A 20,081-nucleotide genomic window follows, 5' to 3' on the forward strand; every position below is an offset into this window, starting at 1 on the left:
TCGTTAGGGAGATGAGCACCTTGCAAGTGAAGGAAATAGGGGATTATTTAGTGAACTTTAGACGAAATCTTCATTTGGAACCAGAATTGTCAAATGAAGAATTTGAAACGACGAGAAAAATTAAAGAAGCGCTGCTATCTCAAGATATTAGCATTCTTAACCTCCCGCTAAAAACAGGTGTGGTAGCTGAAATTAAAGGAAGTCAACCCGGTCCAACTATTGCGCTTCGCTGCGATATTGATGCATTGCCAATTTTGGAACAATCCGAGGTAAGCTTCACCTCGAAACGTCAAGGCGTAATGCACGCCTGCGGGCATGATTTTCATACCTCCGTCATTTTAGGAACTGCCTTTTTATTGAAAAAAGAAGAAAATAACTTAGCCGGAACGATTCGACTGATTTTTCAACCGGCGGAGGAAACAGGCCATGGTGCTAGAGCAATCCTCGATACCCATGCATTAGATGATGTGGACGTTATTTTCGGACTCCATAATGATCCGACACTTAAAATTGGTGAATTGGGGACAAAGCATGGCGCTCTGACTGCCGGAGTCGACCGCTTTGAAATTCATGTTACCTCAACTGGGGCTCATGCAGCCAAACCGGAAGAAGGAAATGATCCGATTATCATCACCGGGCATATCATTTCCAGTCTGCAAACCATTATCAGCCGAAATGTACCACCAAGGGAAACGGCCGTTGTAAGCATTACCCAAATTCACAGCGGATCCACATGGAATGTAATTCCGGATACTGCCTATCTGGAAGGAACAGTCCGGACATTTAGTAAGACCCAGAGAGCTTTTATTCAGAAGCGCATGGAACAAATTTCACACGGAATTGGTGTGACGTTTAATGCAAAGGTAGAGCTTGTTTGGCATCCGGGGCCACCATCCGTGGATAATGCGCCTGAATGGGCAGATTTTGCGCTTGAGGTTGGGGCTAAAGCCGGCTACAAGACAAGAGTAGTTGAGGCCAGTTCCATTGGCGAGGATTTTGCCTTTTACCAGGAAAAGCTTCCAGGTGCATTTGTGATGATTGGGTCAGGCGGTCCTTTCGATTTACACCATCCGAAGTTTGTTGTGGATGAGGCAGCCCTTCTACCAGCATCTGAATATTTTCAGCTTTTGGCTGTAGAGGCTTTGGGGAAATTAAAGCAAGGTTAAACTTTTTTATGGTTGAGGTTGGCTTGAACCATTTGTTGCTTGAATACGGGAACTATACACAGCTTATAGGTCCCGTACCTATTCTTTTTCTTTGATCGCGGGCATTATGGGAACCTGATAGTTCCCAAGCTTTTTTGTTTTTCTTCCCTACGGGCACTATGAAGTCCTGATGCTTCCCGCACTTCCTAGTTCTTCTTCCCTACGGGTACTATGAAATCCTGATGCTTCCCACACTTCTTAGTTTTTCTTCCCCACACACCCTCTCTTTTTCTATAATCATCGAAACTATCAACTCTTATTGGAGACACTTTTCCTTTTTCTTATCTGATTTCCGCCCTCAATAACCTCGACCGTTTTATTGCATAGATGTTACATTGAAAAAAGGTAATTTATTTAGTGATGCCGAATATTATGTACAATGGTAATCCAATATTTTGATAGAGAAAGGGGTATATAAATTGGACAAGACCGCCTTAATTCTAGTTGATATCCAAAATGATTATTTTCCTGGAGGAAAAATGCCACTCCACGAAACAGAAAAAGCTGCGAAAAATGCGAGGACTATCTTAGATTATTTTCGTGAAAACAATCTCCCTCTTTTTCACATTCAACACATTTTCAAAGATACACAAGCACCATTTTTTGCACCGGACACAGAAGGAGCTCAGATTCATCAAAGTGTTACACCATTAGAAAGTGAAACTGTGATTCAAAAGCATTTCCCTAACAGTTTTCTACATACTTCATTAGAAGCAGAATTAAAAAATCTAGGTATCGAACATGTAATCATTGTTGGCATGATGAGCCATATGTGCATCGATGCAACAAGCCGTGCGGCTGTAGACCTTGGCTTTAGTTGTACTGTCCTTGAAGATGCATGTACATGCCCTGATCTTACCTTTAACAATAAAACCATTAAGGCTGTAGATGTCCATGCTGCGTTTATGGCAGCACTTGGAAGCCTGTATGCTACAATCAAGACAACCGATGATTTTCTTGTTAAAACAACAAACTGATAACTATTTTTAAATAAGCAAAAGGAGAAACGTTTCGTCGATTGCGGCCACGAAGAACTGTTTCATGGCCGTAATCTTTTTTGATGAAGCATAAGACACCTTTAATTAATGATTCCAGAATTCAACAGCTCCAATTGAAGGTCTACCTTTATTGGGATCTCTTTAATCGCAACATTTTTATATTTTCCCTCCCAAAGTCGATGATGGTGGACCTTGATTTCTTCTTCAATTCCAAACCCATCACAATTCGCTTTTTGTAATTTCGATATCGTTCTTTTAGCAGTATTCGTTAATCCAACTTTTATTTCATTATTAAGCTGCTCTAAATGAAGCGGACTTGTTAAATGATTTTTAGGATATTCCCTAATCCGATATTGGAGCTTTAGGGCTAAATTTGCGGTAACTGCACCATTTTTCACATTTAGTTTTGTCTTTGGCCGGGAATTGAGAATTTCAACAATGACATAATTCAATTGGTTTTGTTGATAACGGTGATTCGTTTTCACCAAGAAGGAAACATTCTGTTTTATAGCTCCACTAAGAAGTATAAACATCTTTGATTCTGGAATGGTTAGTTTTCCAGTCATTTTTTCATTATTAAACAACGCCATCCCCACTGATTCTGCCCGATTACCTTTACTATGAATTTTGATCAGCGGTAATAACGGATCCTTTGTATGTTTAAGTAATAAAGGACAGACCGACTGAACATTATAATCTGTATAAAAACCTGTTGCTACCCCGCTTTTTAAAAACTCATCATAATATCGTCCATTTAAATCAGCCTCTACCTGTTTTAAACGAATCGCATCCATTGCCCTTCCTTGAACAATAGCCACTTTTGCACCAAGAGCACCTTTTGGATTCCGATAAATATTATCAAGTTCTTGATAGAGTCCTTTTGCTGCAATCCTCTCTCCGAAAAGTATCACTTGAGTTTTTGAAGTGTCAATTTTTTCAGAAATCTTCAAATCCTCCTGTAACAGCGAATCTCCAGCTGTTTCCCCACGTGAGGTAAGAATGGTACTTTTCGAAGAAGTTGTTGAGCTAGAAGTTAAATTTCCTGAACTCCCCAAACCGATTGGATACGAGGTACTAGCAACTACTTCCCCTTTAGAGCCAACATCATATCCAATTAGTTCAATTATTTTTTGCTCTTTTAAAAGCCGCTGGTCCCAACAGCCTGTTAAGAAAAACGGAATATAAACTACCATAAACCATCTAATTATCTTTTGCATTGGATTCACCCTTCTGCTGCTTTTTAAATAAAAGGGAAATGATTAAAAGAGATATAGGAATAACCATTAAAAAGATGAAACCAACATAGGTAGTGAACTGCGTTAATTTTTCTATCGCTTTTTGATGATTAAAAAATAGAGCAACACCAAAACAAATGATGGCTGATAAATAAACGAAAGACCTTCTATTCCATTTCTTTATTAAAAAAGTACCAGCTAACGATGCACCGTAAAGGTAGCTTATAAAGGATGTCCCCACCAAAATAATCCACAGAGAAATAAGGACTAAATCAGGTCTTTCGATAATTTTGAAAGTAAAAGACTTTAAAAGATAAAGGACAGGCTCTGGGAACAGAATCATTTCGTCATTACTAAAGTAAATTAAGCAGACAAAGGTTAGGAATGAATATAATAGGGTGACAAATAAATTAGCCAATGTAACAGCTTTAACCCGTTCCTTTCCTGTTGAAATAACAAAAGGTGATACGATCAGAAACATTTCCATCCCCTGCCATGCTAAGGTGGCATGTGAAGCTCCTTTTATCATGTTCAAAATTCCTGAATGACCAATCGGCATGATATAGTGAAAATTTCCATCTCTAAAAGCAATTGAAGCAGTAAATATAAAAACGAATAATACAAAAGTAGCAAGAAAATAAAACCTGGCAATTACCTTAAGGTTTTCGACCGCCATGTATATTCCGATGGAGCACATCAAAATAAGGATCACCCAATAAGGAGTGTAAAGGAGCATCCATTTTTTTATAATATAGACAAATAAAATTAGAATGGTGGAGCCAGTCAGTAAGAAATAGAATGCATAAAAAACGGTTAAGCATTTTCCCAAAACCCTTCCCAAAATTGATTGCAGGATTTGAAATAAATGCTGCTTAGGGAACCGATTACATAAAATCAGATAGACAATAGCAAGAACCTCCATAAGAAGCCCTGTAAGGAGAAGGGATATCCAGCTATCTCCTTTTGCAAATTTGTGAATGTCGTATGGTAACGAAAGAAAAGCCACCCCTATTTGAGTCTGTATTAAAAAGGTAATAAGCTGAAGCTTCGTAATTTGGTTTTCATTTTTCATTTTTTTCCCATCTTCTTGGTCGATATAGTCGTTTTTTATTTTGAACTAATAACTCTCTAGGTCGGAACTTTAAAAGCCAAAGTGGGAATCGAATAAATGCATCCTTCATCCCTTGTACATTAAACGGAGCAACAGGTGTAAAATACGGTGTTCCAAGGGACTCAATTTTACAAAGGTGACCAACGATAAACATTAAAGAAAAGATGATTCCGACAAAACCAAAGGTAGCAGCAGAAAGCATAATTGGAAAGGTTAGCAGCCGAACAGTGTTACTCATTTCATAGGATGAAATCGTATAGGATGATATCGAAGTAAGGGCAATCACGATAACCATAATATTTGATACTAATCCTGCCGAAACAATTGCATCCCCGATGATCAGACCACCGACAATTCCTATTGTTTGTCCAATTGGTGATGGCAGTCGAATTCCTGCTTCTCTAATTAATTCAATCGTGAACGCCATAATCATTGCCTCGATTAAAGGTGGAAATGGAATGTTCTCTACCGAGTTTTTTACAAGAAATAAAATTTCATTTGGGATAATTTCAAAATGGAAACCGATCACTGCAATATATAAAGCTGGTAATAAAAGTGAGAGGAAAAAGCTCGTTACTCTTAAAAGCCGAAAAGTAGAGCTTGTTAAAATCCTACTGTTGTAATCATCCGTCGTTTGAAAGAAAGAAAAAAATGATACGGGAAGAACAAGAACATCACAACTGCCTTCGGACATTAAGACAATTCTTCCCTCCATTAATTGAGCAATTGCCCGGTCTGGTCTTTCCGTAAAAAGTATATGCGGAAAAGGAGATAATGGCTGATCCTCAATTAACTCTTCTAAGTACCCGGGGCTAAAAGTCATGTCTGTAGATAGTGTTTGAAGTCTTTCTTCAAGTCTCTTTACCAACGTAAGGTTTGTTATACCATCCATATAGACAACGGCTATTTGGGTGTTCGTATATTGACCGGTACGGTGATAATTAACTCTAAGATGTTTACTCTGAATCGCTTGCCTGATAAAGCCTAAATTTGTCGATAAACTTTCAACAAATCCAGCATGTGATCCTCTTACTGCTTTTTCATTATCGGGCTCCTTGGGGCTTCGTGATAGGTCTTTCTTTGTATTAAATGAAAAGAGATCATCCTCTCCATGAACGATCAAAATTGTATTTCCTTGTAACAATGCATTTATGGTATCTTCAAGCATAATCTTACTTTTTGTTTCAGCAGTATATGGAATCTCACCAAAATCTAATTCTGGATTTTTACATAAAGGAACTAAGATACTTTCCTGGATTTTCTCCGAATCGGATATCGTTTCTAAATAGAAAAGAATTCCTTTCTCCTCATGATATAGAATAGGAAGCATTAACAAATCCTCGGTGTTACCAAAAGCATCCTTAATAAACTGTACACGGCACTCGAATGCAGACTTTCCAATATCTGAAGGCAGTTTATTTGGTTCACGATTAAATAAAGGTCGTTTCATAAATGAACTCCTATGTTTAAAATGTTCATTTTATGTTCTGCAAAATTTTCCAAACTTATCCCTAGAAATGAAAAAGAACCCTGAAGTAGGTTATTCTGGGTTCTATCGACTGTTATTTATGTTTAGTAAAATAATAAAGAAACCACACCGCATGGTTTTGCTCGTCTGCTGCAGCTCTTCGAAATACTTCTTTTATATGCTCTGTTGTAGCTGCATCAGCAATTTCCATATAAAAATCAACCGTTTTTTGTTCATCTTTTAGCGCAAATTCTAACCCGTCTAAATAAGCAGCCGGACACTCCTCCACAATTTTCGGCTGCGGTTGTCTCCCCGTGAGACTCACATATATCTGTTGGAATTGTTGAAAATGCTTGACTTCATCTTGACGAATTTCAAGGATTCTCTGCCGTTCTTCCTCATTTTTAGCCATATTTGCTAATTTGGAATAACAATTGATTGCACTATACTCCCCATTTACAGCCTTTTCAACATCACTGACCAAGTTATTCGGTTGTCTAAAAAGAGCATCATGATAATTTGTATATGGATACATCCCTTACCCTCCCCATCTTACTGTTACTATCCTATGGGAAGATGAAGAAATGGGTGCTAAAAACTCTTACTCTTGCCACTTAGACTAATAAGGTTTATACCTCATCATAAAATCCTCTACTCTTTTCATAACTTCTTTTAATGCTTCTATTGAGGCAAAAATATCGCCCCCAATTTCCAAACTATGATCAGCATCTGGCACAATAAATGTATAGACAAGAGGATTATTTTTTAAAGTTGAAACTTTTTCCTCATTAAAATGATGGTCCATGTCCCCAATCACACAAAGTGAGGGGTGGTCAGCATTTAATAATGCTTCATAAGCATTATCAATTTTAACAAGGGGAGTCAGCCAGATACCAACTGCATTTTGAACAAAACCTTTTTCTGACCATTCCTTGGCCATTGGAATCGATCCAATCGATTTACCAAAAATAAAAAACTGTTCATAATTTGTATTTTTTAAAACTTCAACAACGACAACCTTCACATCATCGTACATCCACTGTGTTTGATCCGCATCAGGAAGCTCTTTAAACCGCTCATTCTTTGTAAACTGATAATTAATCTGTAAAACATCAACTTGATGATTTAAAAATAACCCCGTTGCATAATCAAAAAGCGGCCGCTGCGTTGTATAGCCTAGGCCTGGCAGCATGATACATATGCTTTTATTCGGTTTGTCACTGCGAATCCATGTATATGGAATTATTGAAAATTCATTTCTGATCACTTGAGCTTCAGATATTTGATACACACTAGCTCCTCCCGTTCTATTGAACATACAGCCTCTTTATTCCCAACCGTTTTTCGGCATACCGACAAATATCTTTTTTAATAAAAACTCATCTTTGTCCTTCATTAACTACAACTAGTTTCTATTTTAATTCTTGATAAAAGCATAATATACCTTTTTTGGGATGCGAGACTAATTGGCCGACTAGCCGCTCCATAATATCGTATCGATTTAATTAAACGATTGATTAGTATATGAATATCCCTTAAAAAGCTCTATTTTAAATAAAGAATTTCGAAACGGGAATACTAAATTTACCTATTTGGCTTTGGGAGGTATAAACTTGAGTACCCGTGAAAATACATTGTCAATTTTCGCTTTAGGCGGTATTAATGAAATCGGTAAAAATATGTATGTGGTTCAATATTCAGAGGAAATTGTGATAATCGATTGTGGAGGAAAGTTCCCCGATGAAAGTTTATTAGGAATTGACCTAATTATCCCTGACATCACTTACCTTGAGGAAAATCAAGAAAAAATTCGCGGGATGATTGTGACCCATGGACATGAGGACCATATCGGCGGAATTCCATACTTTTTACGAAAATTAAATGTACCCATTTATGCAACCCGCTTTACACTTGGCCTGATTGAATTAAAGTTAGAGGAACATCGGCTCAAAGGCGACACCAAACTTGTTCAAATTGATTCGGAATCGATATTGGAACTTGGCAAGATGAAGGTTTCCTTTTTCAAAACAAGCCATAGTATTCCTGATTGTCTGGGGATTGTTTTTCACACACCTGAAGGGAATGTCGTCCATACAGGGGACTTTAAATTTGATTTAACTCCTGCCAATAATGCATCATCTGATATTCATAAAATGGCCAAAATCGGCAGCGATGGAGTTCTGGCTTTAATCTCTGAAAGCACCAATGCCGAGCGTAAAGGACTGTCGCCATCAGAGCAGATGGTCGGTAACCATATGGATGAGGCCTTTATGAAAGCACATGGGAAAATTATCGTGTCTACATTTGCATCGAATGTGAACCGGATTCAACAGGTTGTCAATGCTGCTATGCTGACCAATCGAAAGCTGGCACTGCTTGGCCGAAGTATGGTAAATGTCGTAGGTGTTGCAATCGAACGCGGGTATTTAACCGTGCCTGAAGGGATGTTGATTGAGGCACGTGATGTAGATCCATTGCCGCCAGAAAGAGTAGCGATACTTTGTACCGGAAGTCAGGGAGAACCAATGGCGGCCCTCGCCCGCCTTGCTAGCGGAAGCTATCGGGATGTCGCAATTTATCCAGACGACACCGTTATTTTAGCAGCATCTCCTATACCTGGAAATGAAAAAGACGTATCGCGGATTATTGATAACCTCTTTAAACTTGGCGCAAGAGTCATTTATGGCTCCGGAAGTTCAACCGGAATGCATGTTTCCGGGCATGGGTATCAGGAAGATCTAAAGCTTATGCTTACCTTGATGAAACCAACCTATTTTATTCCGATACATGGTGAATACAGAATGCTCCATCATCACCAGTTGCTGGCGGAATCTGTTGGAGTAGAAAAAGGTAACACCTTCATTATTAAAAATGGTGATGTTGTCGATATTGAAAACTCGGTCGCCCGCCAGACGCGAAGTGTTCCATCCGGGGATACATATGTTGACGGTATGGGTGTGGGGGATATCGGGGAAATTGTGCTTCGCGACCGCAAGCAGCTTTCGGAAGATGGAATGTTGGTGATTGTGATTACTATTAGTAAATCCGACAGAAAGATTATTTCCGGTCCGGACACGATTACACGTGGTTTCGTCTTTGTAAAAAATTCAGATGATCTTCTTAAAGAGGTGAATCGTCTTACCAAAAAGACCGTCACTGACCTTCAAGGAGAAAACATCCGGCAATGGAATGTTATTAAACAAAATATTAAAAAATCAGTCGGTCAATACCTTTTCACCCAAACAAAGAGAAAGCCAATGATCCTTCCGATCATTATTGAAATCTAAATTCACAAAAATGGCTCAGTTCCTGCACTGAGCCATTTTTCGTATTTTCAGTAACGTTTCTAAACCTTAAAACGACATTCATTCTTTTTTAATAATTTTTTCAGAGACCCTTCATTTTGTCTCTGTAAATATATGTTACGTTTTATAGGTATTAAAATTCGAGAGGAGAAATCTTACCTATGAAAAAGAGAATGGGATTTTTATTTGCAGCAGTAGCTTTAATGGTAATGATGTTAAGCGCATGTGGAAGCACTAGTAATAATTCTTCAAGCGCGACAACATCTTCTAGTAAAAAGTCAGATACCACAACACAGACAGCTAAAACTGGGAATACACAAAAGGTTGCCGCAAAAAGTGCTTCAACAGGAAAAGTAGTTACTATCAAGGTTATGGCAAAGGATTTTGAATACGATAAAAAAGTAATCCATGTTAAAAAGGGTGATAAAGTAAGAATCACTCTACAAAGTAATGATGGAGGTCATGGCTTTGCACTTCCAGCATTCAATGTAAACATTCAGGGGAATAAAAGTGCTGAGTTTACTGCTAATAAAACTGGGACATTTGAATACCACTGTTCTGTAGTATGCGGAGCAGGACATTCTAAAATGACGGGAAAATTAATAGTAGATTAGTATTTTGCTATAAAAGGGACTTTCTAATAAAGATCCTAAAAAGAAAAGAGTTGGCGAAAAACAATACTAGTTTTCCCAACTCTTTTTTCTCCAAAGTTAAAAATTTGTTGATTATTTCTTTTTTAAAAGTTTAGGCAATTCCTGCGCAATAATTTTGAGAGGGCTGCTTACTTTTTGTGTTAAACAAAGCATAATCCCCTATTTCACATAAAATGGAAAATGGGTCTTCTGCGTGGATAATCTCTCCCCATGGACGAGCATATTATTCATGAGTGGAAGGCGACTGAATTTAAGCCTATTCCTCAAAAGTTGGTTAGCCAACTCGAAGATGAATGTGATTTTTAAATTTAATATGATATGAATATAAAAAACAAGGAGGAGCAGGATTTTATGAACATATTATGGGATTTTGACGGAACGCTTTTTGATACGTACCCGGCACTTTTAGAAGGATTTATGCAATTAACCCCCAAAAACTAGATCGGGGTGAAGTCTTAAAATGGCTGAAAAAGGACTCAAAAACAGCGTTTAAACATTATGGGATTAGTGAAGACCAACGAGGAAAATACGAAGAATTATACAACTACTATTCAAAACTAAATAGTAAACCGTTTGATTACATCGAAAATGTGTTATCAACTGTTAACAGCAATGTCATCGTCACTCACCGAGATAAGGAATCTACCATCTATCTCTTGGAAAAGTTCAATTTAAAAAAGTATTTCAAAGACATTGTTTCTGTTGAGGAAGATGGTTTTATTCGAAAACCCCATCATCCTTCTTATGAACACGTTCTTAAAAATCACAAAATAGATTTGGTGGTCGGGGACCGGGAACTAGATTTAATTCCTGCGAGAGAATTAAAGATTAACACGGTTGCTTTTCAAAACAAAGGTATTGAAGCAAATTTTCATATTGAGAGTTATGCGGATTTTATTCCTGTGGTTCTTCAGCGATGATATGGAACAAAATCTCCCTAGATTACTGATGGATTTGGAATTCATCGGGGTCTTGAACACAAACTCCTTAGATGACTAACGGATTTGGTCTTCATTGTAGCCTATAATTTTATATTGATTCCAGTCCATATTGCGTAAGCCGGCCCGATTGGAAGAATCTTTAATGAGAGGGAAGGAAAATAAAAGCTGAAACTTCCAAAAACAAGACATGCTACGGTAGGAAGAAATTTTTTAAATCCTTCTCCACGTTTTAGGCTTATTACACTTCCATTTTCAGCAAATCCGGCTAGAGGGAGTAACAGCCTTGCCATCTACTCATCACCTAACCTTGGACAAATTATCGTACTTCTTGTTGACCATCATTTGACTCGAGTTTTTATCCGATTATGCCAAAAATCATTAAAATGACAAAAAATATTTTTAACAGATTATAGACTCTCCCCAAAAAATCGCCCCAACAGCTTTTGTTCCAACCGTACCCAAACCCGTAAAAATGGGCATACCCTGTTCCCACGAGTATTATACGTAAAGCTTTGGACAATAAAAAAGCTGAAAATAATAACCCCAAAAAGTAGATTCAGTAGGCTGTTCTAAATCGGCAATTCCAGTAAGCAAGTAGTAAATACCGTGCCATTCTTTATCAATTTGAAATTATTTTTTTGCATCTTACGATACAGAGTCATTCTAGATATACCAGCTTTTTCTGCAGCATTAGTATGATTCATCCCTTGATTCAGAAGATATAAGGCATAATTAACTTTTTCCTCATCAGTTTTCGGTCTTCCAGGATTTTCCCCCCCTCGTTTCCTTGCAGCCTGGATACCTTCCTTTGTCCGTTCAGAAATTAAATCTCTTTCAAATTGAGTAATACCAGCGAAAATGATAAACTACTTTTTTCCATGTGTTGTGGTTGTATTCAGCCTTGATTCCTTTAGACCTTCCAAGTGTACTCCCTTTTTAGAGATAAGTTCCGTAATCTCAATCAGATCCTTTGTAGAACGTGACAATCGAGTAAAGACTACTTTACAAAAATAGCGATAAACATTTGACATTAACTTGAAATGCTTTATTGCGGGTGAGAAAGCTTTGATGGTACTACCCCGCTAGTCGGGTTGATAATAGAACCTCTGTAGAAATTACTTTCTACTTGTTACATGTAACAGGAGTTTTTGGAAATAATTGAATAATTTTTAAAAAGGAGTGAGACACTTTAACGATGGAATATTGTGTTTTTTTTAAGTTAGATTTTATAAATCATATATTGGGGGGAATATGATGGTAAAAATTCGTAAGATGAGGCCTTTAAAAAAAGCCATTCAGGAACTGGAGAGTACCGGCGTATTGCCCCTAAATGTTCAAGATGAGGTACTCGCAGCGGATATATCCGTGAATGAACAGATTTTGAAACAAGTGTTTGAAAATTGTTCTGATATTGTCTTCCGCCCCATTTGCGCCAATAGGCAGACCAAAATGCTTCTGATTTATATAGATGGATTAGTGGATAAGAAAATAGTGGAACAGGTTGTTTTGAAACCAATGATGTTTGAAGGTATGCCTGATGGATTAAAGCAAGTGAACTCAATAGGCGAAATTATCCAAGACCAGCTTGTCGCTATTACTCAAGTAAAGGCGGTTTCTAAGGTTCGTGAGGTCAGTGATGCAGTATTGAAATCTAATCTTGCTGTTCTGACAGACGGGGAGAGTCAAGCGCTGCTTGCCGATATAAAAGGGTTTGAGAAACGTAGTATCGAAGAGCCTAGTGCAGAGCTTTCTGTTCGCGGCCCGCGAGACGGGTTTACGGAAACTCTCAGGGTAAATACGAGCCTTGTACGCCGGAGAATTCGGAGCCCTAGACTAAAAATGGAACCTTATTCGATTGGAGATTTATCGCAGACAGATATCGCGATTTCCTACATTGAGGGGATTGCTTCAAATTCGGTTTTAGAGGAAGTTCGCCAAAGGGTTCGGCGAATTCAAATTGATGGGATTTTAGAGTCTGCTTTTATTGAAGAGTTTATCGAAGATCTTCCTTTTTCTCCCTTTCCACAAATTCAAAATACCGAACGACCGGATGTTGTGTGTGCAAGCCTATTAGAAGGGAAGGTTGCCATTTTCGTGGATAACACACCTTTCGTTCTGATCGTTCCAATGACATTTTGGACAGGAGTGCAAGCAGCGGAGGATTATTATGAACGATCGATCTTTACATCCTTCATTCGATTTGTACGTTTTACACTTATAAATATTTCTTTATTCCTCCCTTCTCTTTACGTTGCGGTGACAACCTATCATCCACAATTGATCCCGACAAATTTGCTTATCAGTATTGCAGCGGCACGGGAAGGAATTCCTTTCCCGACTGTCGTGGAAGCACTGATGATGGAATTTTTGTTTGAAGGTCTGCGGGAAGCGGGTGTTCGTTTACCAAAAGCCGTTGGATCCGCTGTCAGTATCGTGGGAGCGCTTGTAATCGGACAAGCTGCCGTGCAAGCAGGCATAATATCAGCACCCATGGTCATAATTGTGGCTACCACCGGTATCTCGTCGTTTTCTTTTCCTCGCTACAACTTGGGAACAGCCTATCGTGTGCTGCGCTTCCCGATGCTACTATTGTCGGGAATATTGGGGCTGTATGGGGTTGCCTTTGGAGCCCTTGCTATAATCATACATTTAACTAATATTCGCTCTTTTGGTGTTCCTTATCTAAGCCCTGTTGCTCCCCAGATTCCTCGTAATTTGAAGGACGTATTGATGCGAGCACACCGGTGGAACATGACAAACCGTCCCGTGATGATTTCTGGTGAGGAAAAAATGCGGATTCCGAAAGGCCAACAACCCGGTCCGAAACAAGGGGACCAGACAGAATGAGCCCGCTAAAGGCACTTTGTCTTATTCTGGTTATTTCTTTATTTTTCTTGACGGGCTGCTGGGACCGAACGGAGTTAAATGATCTGGCCATAGAGTTGGGCTGGGGACTCGATCAGGCAGAAAATAACAAAATTGAAATCAGCGCTCAATTTATCATCCCTTCAAAAATTGGAATGGGGCAGAGTGGAAGAAGCGAAGCAGGAAAAACTGTTTTTATTGAATCGGGAACTGGAAAGGACACGCTTGAAGCTGTACAAAATATGCAGACGAAATTGTCAAGAGAAATCTTTCGAGGGCACCGTCGTGTTATTGTGATTGGAGAACAATTGGCTAGGCGGGGTCTCGATCCATTTTTAGATACCTATAGCCGCGATCCCGATATTCGCTTACGAGCTGATGCACTTATAGTAAAGGGGAGTACAGCGAAGCAGTTTCTGGAAGCATCCTATCCTTTAGAAAATATCCCTGCACTTGGGGCACTGAAAGAACACTCTCAAGTGGGTGGAATGGGAGATACGTCTTTATTAAATTTTTTTATCGCCATCATGAGTGACGGGATCACCCCAACCCTACCCGTTATTGAACTGAACCAGGGCTCCAAAAAACAAGATCAAACAAGTGTCAAAGGATTTCAAATTGTAGGCATGGCAGTTTTCAACAAAGACCTTAAATTAAAGGGGTTCTTAAATTTACAGGAAGATAAAATCTATCTTTGGCTAATCAACCGTTTAACTAAACAAACGATTACAGTAACTGTCCCTGAGGGAAAGGGAACTGCTAGTTTATATATAATCAAAATGAACAGCAAAATTATACCCATTATTCAAGGTCACACCATCAAGTATGACATTATCCTTTCAGGTGAGGGAATCATCCGAGAGAACAATACGAATTTAGATCTTACGCAATCGAAAAATCTTGATCTTCTAGAACATGTATTGGAAAAAGAGGCCGAAAAGGAAGCTCTTCAAACCATTGAAAAGGTTCAAAAACAATATGGAACCGATATCTTTGGCTTTGGTGAAGCCATTCATCAAAAATATCCATCCCAATGGAAAGTATTGAAGAAAAGTTGGGCCAATCAGTTCCGCAAGGTAGAGGTCTCAGTCCATGCAAATCTGACCATTCGACGAGTGGGTCTGACTGGACCATCGTTGCAGTTAAAGAATAATGAAATAAAAAAATAAGGAGACATACAGCTTGTGGCAAAATCAATGAAAATCTCTGGCTCGCAAATTTTTTGGATGATGTTCACATTTGAAGTGGGAAATTCACTTCTTCTGACCATATCATCTACGATCCGTAGTGTAAAACAAGATGCATGGATCTCGATGATGATTGCAGGACTTGTTGGCATTGCCATTACTTTTCTGGCAACTACACTCAGTTCGCTGTATCCGAACCAAACCATGATTGAATTTAGTCAAACCATTCTCGGTAAATGGCTTGGTAAGCTGATGATGATTCCCTTTTTCCTTCTATGGTACTCGGCGATTGGGGTAATCGTCCGTGAATTTGGTGATTTCATGATTACCGCGTTGTTTCATAAGACACCTTTGTGGGTTATTATACTTACCACCATGTTACTGCTCATTTTTATCATGTATCAAGGTGGTATAGAAGGGATTGGACGCTTAAGTGAAATCGTTGGTCCAATCGTTATTTTGATGATTACTGTTTTGATCATTTTAGACCTTGGCAATATGCATTGGCATTATATACTTCCCATTTATCATGATTCTGGATTGCTTCCAATCCTTAAGGGTTCCTATACCCCCATGGCCTCCTTTTTTGGAGAGTCTGTCATGATGACAATGTTCGTCTTCTTTATGGAAAAACCGGACCAAGCGTCAACACGGGCGATGTGGGGAATAGGGCTGGCCGTTTTCATGGTGAGCGTCGGCACATTGGCTGTGATTTTCACGTTCGGGCCAAATTTACCTTCAAGGCTTTTGTATCCGTTTTACGATATGAGTCGGTTCATATCCGTAATGGAATTTATTCAAAACGTGGATATTTTGATTGTCATTATATGGTTTTTTAGTATTTTTGTTAAGCTGGCGTTATATATGTTTATTGCAAGTTATGGAACGGCACAATTGTTTCACCTGAAGGATTGGCGAAAAGTGGTTTGGCTTCTTGCTCCAATTTCGTTTGTTATGGCTCTGTCGATTAAAAATATTCAGATATTCGCCCAGTATTATGATAAGTTTTTCGTGCTTCCATTTGTATTTCCCATCAACATGATCGGGATTCCCTTGCTTTTGTTGGTTGTTGGCTGGATTCGAAGAAAATATGCGTAAGTCCAGTAGCATCATGTGGTGTTTATTGTACTTGTTAATGGGAATAAGCCTCACAAACACCCATTCGGGTTGTTAAAGAAGGGATTTCCAAGCTTAAAACGAAAATAGCGGACGTTAAGACCTAATAACCTTTATATATAAGGAAAGGTAAAGTTTACACAACTCTGTTAGAATACTTTTGAAATAAGCCAAAAGCTTGTTAAAGCAAGGTTCAAAACCTATTACCAAAAATAAAATTCCATTAGTTTTAAAGGATATTATATGTCAACTAGCCCTATGACGGGGCTGGTTTTTCGTATTTTGAAAATCAAAGGTAACAAAACCCTATCAGATAAATACTATAAATGGGTCCTCCAGTCAATCTTTTTTAAAACGGTTCAATCTTGTTCTAAACGGTACAACTTTGTTTTAAATCCACACATGGTCGAAATTTAACTAAACATTGAAAATCAATTATGACTCCATTCCTAAATGGTTTAGTGACAGGTAATGTTCTGCCTTGCTAATAATCTTTAACTAAACGTTTGATTAGTTTAGACTGTTTCAGCCAAAACCCCAATTTACCAAGGCTTACGCCGTTCAATTAAACGTTTAATTAGTATACGCTTTTCCGACACAAGGCTTTTAGTGAAATAACAATTCCACTTCATTACGTAATTCTTCTAACAAAGCAAAGGTCCCTTGGGCCCCCAAGCTTTCCACGACATTCGTGTAATACCACTTTTGCTTCTCCTTGCCCCGTTTAAACCTCTTCCAAACCTCTTCGCCAACTTGTTCGTAGTCATTTCGGATTGATCGAATATTATGTAGTTTATCCGCACAAGCAACAGCACGGATTTCCTTTGAAGCAGTTTTTAAAAATTCAATCGTATGTTCCTTCCGCTTCTCCCAAGAGAGCGATTTATCTGGTTCGGAACAGCCCGCAACGATTTCAGCAGTTTTTTCTCCGAAATTAAGTTTAATATCTTCCAAGGTTAAAGAGGTATCTTCAACTGTATCATGCAGGATTCCTGCTGCCACCACATTATCAGGGTAACCTGCTTTCATTAACAGCATCCCCACTGCTACCGGATGGGTAATATAAGGTATTTCCGTCAGTTTTCGGTACTGACCTTCGTGTGCTTTGCTAGCTATATGAAGTGCTTTTTCAACCATTTCCATCGTGAATCACTCCTCTTATTTTTATTCTATCATTCCTTATTGTTTACTCTAGTAAATTTCCCCAAAAAAGAGCTCGGAAACGAGCCCTGTATAAAAGGTTATCCAACCTGTTGATTATGTTTTAATTGCGCAGCAATTTTCTGATATACACTAGCTTCCTTGACCATCCCCTTTTGCTGATACATTTTACTAATTCTTAAGACGGGAATTGGGTTTTGTGGCTGTAATTCCATCTCCCAAAAGAAGCAATCGATGGCCTTATCATATTGCTGAAACTCTGCATAATATTCCCCCAGTTCCATCATCCGTTCTGGGTCCTCTTCCAACCCGGCCATTTTATTGATTTTTTCAAACACCTTTAAATGGGGAATTGTCTCATTAACAGGGATTAGTTTATTGCGAACCGTTTGGAGGTCATGTTCTTCTAAAAGGAGAATAGCCAGTTGGGACATTTTTTGTTCCATCTGGATTGTTTTCTTATCATCGGGAAGATGTTTCAGCAAGGCAAGGAAATCGTCCAAGTGTATGAACACAAACTTAGGGTCGGAATTTCCCCAAATGTTGGTTAGAATCGTTTCGTAGGAATGTGGCAGGTCATCTAAAAAGGTGAATAAATATAAGGCGGCCTTCTCAGTGTTCCCTTTCGCAACCATTTTTTCAATCAGTTGTTTTGCTTCAGGAATCTCATTAAACGGGTTAATGTTTGCCTCACTTAAAACGAGCATCCATTGTTCTAACGTTAGAAATCTTAGTGCAAGTGAAGTAGATTTTTCAAGGGCCTCCACTCTTTGTAGTTTTTCAACTCGTTCCAGCCACAGCAGTAACACTTCAACATTACAATCCTGCTGCGTAGATATTTGTTCTAAAAATTTTTGTTCCTTTGGATTTAAGCGGTTTTGGAAGCAGTGCAGCTCTACATAAAGTGGGTCCTTTTTAAGGATTTCAGACAAACTGGAGGTATTGTAAAAATCGTGGTAAGAAAAGTATTCGTGTGATTCTAATCGTTCCTTTGCAGATTTTAAGGAAGGAGCAAAGTCACGTAAAATTTGAATCACCTGGAAGGATTTCGTAAATTTTCCACTTCTTCTTTGATGATAATAAATTTTGTCAATCATTTCGATTAGCTGATTTTTTTCAAAAAAGGAGTCAAGTGTTGTGGCAATATAGGCAACTTCTTGCAGTGAAAAATGCTGTTGGAGTTCTGTGAAGAGTTTATTTTTACTCGGAATTGAAACGTTTAAATTGGGGATAAATGTGGGTAACATTGGATTGGGAGCCTTAAGTATAATTCCTTCTCGAAAAGCTTTATCGATAAAAGTATCTTCAGTGGTTTTAGAGAGTTTGTCACCATAAATAAAAGAGTTTTTATAGTAAACAAGATAATATTTATCGTGTTCTTCTGTCATAACTTCGACTACCTTGCTTCTTGCAAAAAGAGCGGCACGAAGAATATTCCCTTTTATTATTCTCTTTTTATCCTTTATTGACATTTCAGTTGGTATCATCAGTTCTTTATCCATTTAGCCCTGCCCCCAATCATCAATTTGACTCTTACCTTCGACTTTATTATATCACACGTCTAAAAAAAGAGTGCATCAGGCTATTTTTTCTAAAAAGGAAAGGATCTGGCGCAAAGTGCTTCATTTTCGCCAGATCCTTTTTCGTCCTAACCAGATACATTTTTATAATTATTTTCTTCCGTTACTTCCTTCTTATCAAGATTCATAAATAGAACCATCAGAAAAGATATTAACAGCAAAGCACTTAAAAAAAGCAGTCCGGATTTGGTATCCCCTGTCATCCCCTTTATAATACCTATCGCATAAGGACCCACAAAACCACCTAAATTACCAATCGAATTGATTGATGCGATCGCAACAGCTGCTGTTGACTGGGTTAAGAACAAGGATGGTAAAACCCAGAATGGAGCTTTAAAACTGTACATTCCTGTCAGAGAAACCGTTATTACATGGATGGTTTATCATAAGAGTGCTGAGGAACTTAATGTTGTGAAAGCGTTTGTTGAATTTATTAAAGATTTAGTAGCATCTTCGTCCATATAAAGAGTTGGGCCAGATTGAGATGGCCCAACTACCAATTAAGATAACATTTTGTCAAGATAGGCAATGATTTCTTCTTTATTGTTTGATACCTTTTCTGCTCTTTTAATGTCTTTCTCTAATTTTACTTGTGACTTTTTCAGGATTTCCTCTTCTCTTTCTCGGGGCACTACTACAACACCATCAGCATCTCCTATTACAAGATCACCAGAAGAAATGGTTACACCGCCGCATGAAATCGGTCCATTAATGCTTCCATTTCCCGTTTTATTGCTTGCAGCTATTGTAGTCCCTTTACAAAACACAGGATAATTTAATTCCTTTGCTCCTATAATGTCACGAATAACACCATCCGCAATAATCCCTTTAATGCCAAGGGTTTGGGCCATCCCGAGAATAAAATCACCTGCAATGGCTCTGCTCGTATCCCCTTTTGCGTCTATAACAATGACATCGCCTGGCTTTGCTTCGCGTATGGCTTTTAGTACAACAAGATTATCCCCTGCTTGCATGTTCACAGTAAATGCACGTCCTGCAACCCGGTATTCTTCTTTTAAAGGTTTGATTGATGCATCTAAGTTTGTCATTCCATCTAATGCATCGGAAATACAAGTTGTTGGTATGTCTTGAAATTGATCAACAATATTCATTTTTTCTCCCCCTGATTTTAATTTTCACACCAGATTAATAGCATCAACTGATGTTTTTGCTCGTATCTTTACCATACCAATCTTTCACCTAGTTCATAAAATCGAAATATTTCATATTGGTTTATTCTATATTTGAATGAACTT

Annotated in this window: 18 protein-coding genes and 1 pseudogene; 8 read left to right on the forward strand and 11 right to left on the reverse strand. The window is 38.4% G+C overall.

What is annotated here, in order from left to right; all coding sequences use genetic code 11:
- The first annotated feature begins 11 nt into the window (after window positions 1-11).
- Together E2K98_RS18095 and E2K98_RS18100 are read left to right on the forward strand one after the other, a co-directional pair.
- A complete protein-coding gene (locus E2K98_RS18095) occupies window positions 12-1,166 on the forward strand; it encodes an amidohydrolase (protein ID WP_133336784.1) in 1,155 nt (384 codons plus the stop codon).
- Window positions 1,167-1,624: 458 nt separating this feature from the next.
- Window positions 1,625-2,182, forward strand: coding sequence for a cysteine hydrolase family protein (locus tag E2K98_RS18100; RefSeq protein ID WP_268884112.1), 558 nt, complete (start codon window positions 1,625-1,627; stop codon window positions 2,180-2,182).
- A 101-nt stretch (window positions 2,183-2,283) separates the two neighbouring features.
- On the opposite strand, the gene E2K98_RS18105 is transcribed toward E2K98_RS18100, so the two are convergent.
- From E2K98_RS18105 to E2K98_RS18125, 5 genes are all read right to left on the reverse strand, one after another.
- Complete coding sequence (locus tag E2K98_RS18105; protein ID WP_133336565.1) at window positions 2,284-3,420, reverse strand: Ger(x)C family spore germination protein; 1,137 nt, start codon at window positions 3,418-3,420, stop codon at window positions 2,284-2,286.
- Window positions 3,404-4,510, reverse strand: coding sequence for a GerAB/ArcD/ProY family transporter (locus E2K98_RS18110; protein ID WP_133336567.1), 1,107 nt, complete (start codon window positions 4,508-4,510; stop codon window positions 3,404-3,406). Before E2K98_RS18110 ends, E2K98_RS18105 begins: the two co-directional genes overlap by 17 nt.
- On the reverse strand, window positions 4,500-5,999 hold the full coding sequence (locus E2K98_RS18115; RefSeq protein WP_133336569.1) for a spore germination protein: 1,500 nt from the start codon (window positions 5,997-5,999) through the stop codon (window positions 4,500-4,502). The genes E2K98_RS18110 and E2K98_RS18115 overlap by 11 nt, the downstream gene beginning before the upstream one ends.
- A gap of 112 nt (window positions 6,000-6,111) precedes the next feature.
- Window positions 6,112-6,552: a ferritin-like domain-containing protein gene (locus tag E2K98_RS18120; protein ID WP_133336571.1), complete on the reverse strand. Its 441-nt coding sequence runs from the start codon at window positions 6,550-6,552 to the stop codon at window positions 6,112-6,114.
- A gap of 84 nt (window positions 6,553-6,636) precedes the next feature.
- A complete protein-coding gene (locus E2K98_RS18125; RefSeq protein ID WP_133336573.1) occupies window positions 6,637-7,308 on the reverse strand; it encodes an alpha/beta family hydrolase in 672 nt (223 codons plus the stop codon).
- A 322-nt stretch (window positions 7,309-7,630) separates the two neighbouring features.
- Between E2K98_RS18125 and E2K98_RS18130 the strand changes: the two genes are divergently transcribed.
- The 3 genes from E2K98_RS18130 (at window position 7,631) to E2K98_RS18145 (ending at window position 10,895) form a co-directional block, all read left to right on the forward strand.
- The gene (locus E2K98_RS18130) at window positions 7,631-9,304 is read left to right on the forward strand and encodes a ribonuclease J (RefSeq protein WP_133336575.1); all 1,674 of its coding nucleotides are present in this window, start codon (window positions 7,631-7,633) and stop codon (window positions 9,302-9,304) included.
- Between the two features lie 179 nt (window positions 9,305-9,483).
- A complete protein-coding gene (locus E2K98_RS18135) occupies window positions 9,484-9,936 on the forward strand; it encodes a cupredoxin domain-containing protein (RefSeq protein ID WP_133336577.1) in 453 nt (150 codons plus the stop codon).
- A 503-nt stretch (window positions 9,937-10,439) separates the two neighbouring features.
- Window positions 10,440-10,895, forward strand: a complete 456-nt coding sequence (locus E2K98_RS18145; RefSeq protein ID WP_235824856.1) for an HAD hydrolase-like protein — start codon at window positions 10,440-10,442, stop codon at window positions 10,893-10,895.
- 101 nt (window positions 10,896-10,996) lie between these two features.
- On the opposite strand, the gene E2K98_RS18150 is transcribed toward E2K98_RS18145, so the two are convergent.
- Both E2K98_RS18150 and E2K98_RS18155 read right to left on the reverse strand, forming a co-directional pair.
- Window positions 10,997-11,206, reverse strand: coding sequence for a DMT family transporter (locus E2K98_RS18150; protein WP_133336581.1), 210 nt, complete (start codon window positions 11,204-11,206; stop codon window positions 10,997-10,999).
- A gap of 279 nt (window positions 11,207-11,485) precedes the next feature.
- Window positions 11,486-11,908, reverse strand: a pseudogene (locus tag E2K98_RS18155) (recombinase family protein); the annotation flags it as partial.
- A 259-nt stretch (window positions 11,909-12,167) separates the two neighbouring features.
- On the opposite strand from E2K98_RS18155, the gene E2K98_RS18160 reads away from it, so the two are divergent.
- From E2K98_RS18160 to E2K98_RS18170, 3 genes are read left to right on the forward strand one after another with little or no spacing between them, the layout of a single operon-like run.
- Window positions 12,168-13,763: a spore germination protein gene (locus tag E2K98_RS18160; RefSeq protein ID WP_133336583.1), complete on the forward strand. Its 1,596-nt coding sequence runs from the start codon at window positions 12,168-12,170 to the stop codon at window positions 13,761-13,763.
- Entirely contained in the window at window positions 13,760-14,950 is a 1,191-nt protein-coding gene (locus tag E2K98_RS18165; protein WP_133336585.1) for a Ger(x)C family spore germination protein, read from the forward strand. The genes E2K98_RS18160 and E2K98_RS18165 overlap by 4 nt, the downstream gene beginning before the upstream one ends.
- Window positions 14,951-14,977: 27 nt before the next feature.
- Window positions 14,978-16,066 carry a GerAB/ArcD/ProY family transporter gene (locus E2K98_RS18170; RefSeq protein WP_133336786.1) on the forward strand — a complete coding sequence of 363 codons (1,089 nt, stop codon included), beginning with the start codon at window positions 14,978-14,980 and terminating at the stop codon, window positions 16,064-16,066.
- 624 nt (window positions 16,067-16,690) lie between these two features.
- Here E2K98_RS18170 and E2K98_RS18175 read toward each other — a convergent pair.
- The 4 genes from E2K98_RS18175 to E2K98_RS18190 all read right to left on the reverse strand — a co-directional run bounded on the left by E2K98_RS18175 (window position 16,691) and on the right by E2K98_RS18190 (window position 19,937).
- Window positions 16,691-17,227, reverse strand: a complete 537-nt coding sequence (locus E2K98_RS18175) for an HD domain-containing protein (protein WP_133336587.1) — start codon at window positions 17,225-17,227, stop codon at window positions 16,691-16,693.
- A 98-nt stretch (window positions 17,228-17,325) separates the two neighbouring features.
- Window positions 17,326-18,747, reverse strand: a complete 1,422-nt coding sequence (locus E2K98_RS18180) for a tetratricopeptide repeat protein (RefSeq protein WP_133336589.1) — start codon at window positions 18,745-18,747, stop codon at window positions 17,326-17,328.
- Between the two features lie 146 nt (window positions 18,748-18,893).
- Window positions 18,894-19,172: an MFS transporter gene (locus tag E2K98_RS18185; RefSeq protein ID WP_235824848.1), complete on the reverse strand. Its 279-nt coding sequence runs from the start codon at window positions 19,170-19,172 to the stop codon at window positions 18,894-18,896.
- Between the two features lie 153 nt (window positions 19,173-19,325).
- Window positions 19,326-19,937, reverse strand: a complete 612-nt coding sequence (locus E2K98_RS18190; protein ID WP_133336591.1) for an RraA family protein — start codon at window positions 19,935-19,937, stop codon at window positions 19,326-19,328.
- Between the last annotated feature and the right edge of the window lie 144 nt (window positions 19,938-20,081).

This window comes from Bacillus salipaludis (assembly GCF_004358205.1).